We start from the raw sequence: 2,384 nt of genomic DNA on the forward strand, positions 1-2,384 counted from the left end.
ACCTCAACGCATCGTCATCATGTCCTCCGCCCCCACCATCGCCGATATCGCCCGCACCGCCGGCGTGGGCACGGCGACGGTCGACCGGGTGCTCAATCGCCGCCCGGGCGTCAACGCCGAGACCGTCCAACGGGTGCTGCAGGTGGTCGAGGAACTGGGCGCCCCGCAGCAGCCGGGCCGGCCGCGCCGAGGCGCGAACGCGCGCTTCGCCTTCGTGCTGCCGGCCGACCCTTCGCCCTTCCTCGATCTGGTCGAGCGGCAGATCGCGCAGGCCGCTGGCGATTTCCGGCACGCCCACATCACCGAGATCACGCACCGGCTCGACGCCACCGACCCGGCACGCTTCGCCGAGGAACTGGCCCAGGTGGGCGACTGCGAAGGCATCGCCCTGCTGGCGCCCGACCTGCCGCCGATCAAGCGCGCCATCAACGAACTGGTGCGCACGGGTGTCCATGTTGTGACCCTGTTCTCCGACGTCGCGGGCTCGATGCGCGAGACCTACATCGGCGCCGACAACCGCGCCGCCGGCCGCACCGCAGGCCTGCTGCTGGGACGGATGGCAAACGAGAGCCGGCGCGACACCCTGCTGCTGTCGTCGCAGGCGACGCGGCTGTCGGCCGAGATCGAACGCCGCATCGGCTTCGCCCACGTCATCGAGGAGCGCTTTCCCCGGCTGCGCATGGTGCGCACGCCGGACCTGCCGGCCGATGACGACGGCGCCTGCCGCGCGCTGCTCGATGCACTGCAGCACGGCATCGACCCGGCGCGTGTGGCCGGCGCCTACAACGTGGGCTCGGGCAGCGCCGGCGTGGCGCGCGCGCTGGCCGAGGCCGGGCTAGCAGCCCATGCCGGCGTGGCGGCGCACGACTTCACCGACGAAAACGCTTCGCTGCTGAGCGCCAATGCCCTCTCCTACGTCCTGCACCAGGACATCCATTACTGCGTGTTGACGGCGGCGCGGGTGTTGCACGCGCTGTGCGAGAACGTCCGCGGCGCACTCAACGTGGTGCAGCCGCGCATCGAGATCCTGACGGCCGAGAACCTTCACTGAGCGGACGCCCGGTATGTGCCCCTGAACCCAAACCTTTTGGAGACAGCTCATGAAATCGATGTCCAAGATGCTCCCGGGGGTGATCGCCCTCGCCGCAGCCACCGTGCTCAGCCTGGCCGCCGCCGACGTGCGCGCGCAGGACAAGACCATCACCCTGTGCTGGGCCGCCTGGGACCCGGCCAACGCGCTGGTCGAACTCTCGAAGGACTTCACCACCAAGACCGGCATCAAGATGAAGTTCGAGTTCGTGCCGTGGACCAGCTTCGCCGACCGCATGCTCAACGAGCTCAACTCCAAGGGCAAGCTGTGCGACCTGATCATCGGCGACAGCCAGTGGATCGGCGGCGCGGCCGAGCAGGGCCAGTACGTCAAGCTCAACGAGTTCTTCGATAAGGAAGGCATCAAGATGACGGACTTCGCGCCCGCAACCGTGGTGGGCTACGCCGAGTGGCCGAAGAACACGCCGAACTACTGGGCGCTGCCGGCGATGGCCGACGCGGTCGGCTGGACCTACCGGAAAGACTGGTTCGCCAAGCCCGAGCTGCAGGCCGAGTTCAAGAAGAAGTACGACCGCGAGCTCGCACCGCCCAAGACCTGGGCCGAGTTCAAGCAGGTCGCGGATTTCTTCCAGGGCCGCATGATCGAAGGCAAAAAGGTCTACGGCGCCTACCTGTTCACCGAGCGCGGCTCCGAAGGCATCACGATGGGCGTCACCAACGTGCTCTATCCGATGGGCTTCAAGTACGAGGACCCGAAGAAGCCGTATGCCATGGACGGCTTCGTGAACTCGCCCGACGCGGTGCGTGGCCTCGAGTTCTACAAGGCGCTCTACAAGGGCAGCACGCCGCCCGGCCTGACCAACGCTTACATGACCGAAGGCCTCGATGCCTTCAAGTCGGGCCAGGTTKCAATGATGATGAACTGGTTCGCCTTCTTCCCGGGCCTCTACAAGGACCCGAACGTCGGCGGCGACAAGATCGGCTTCTTCGTCAATCCCTCGGACAAGGCCAAGGGCGTGCAACTCGGTGGCCAGGGCATCTCGGTGGTCTCCTATTCGCCGAACCGCAACGAGGCGCTGCAATACATCAAGTGGTTCGCCAACCCCGAGGTGCAGAAGAAGTGGCAGGCCATCGGCGGCTCGTCGGCCGCCAAGGCGGTGCTCAACGACCCGGCCTACCCGAAGAGCTCGCCCTTCGCACAGCCCTTCCTCGACTCGATGGACATGGTGGTCGACTTCTGGGCCGAGCCTTCGTATGCGCAGCTGCTGTTGTCGATGCAGAAGCGCGTGCATGATTACGTGGTCGCCGACAAGGGCACCGCGAAGGAGGCACTC

2 protein-coding genes are annotated in these 2,384 nt (G+C 66.6%); both read left to right on the forward strand.

The annotated features are described in order from the left end of the window. On the forward strand, nucleotides 1-1,051 hold a 1,051-nt coding region (locus AC1DY5_RS51645), incomplete at its 5' end, for a LacI family DNA-binding transcriptional regulator (protein WP_478122014.1). Nucleotides 1,052-1,109: 58 nt separating this feature from the next. Then, nucleotides 1,110-2,384: ABC transporter substrate-binding protein (locus AC1DY5_RS51650; RefSeq protein ID WP_478122015.1), on the forward strand; the 1,275-nt coding region annotated here is incomplete at its 3' end.

This window comes from Variovorax sp. P4_D9, assembly GCF_056401695.1.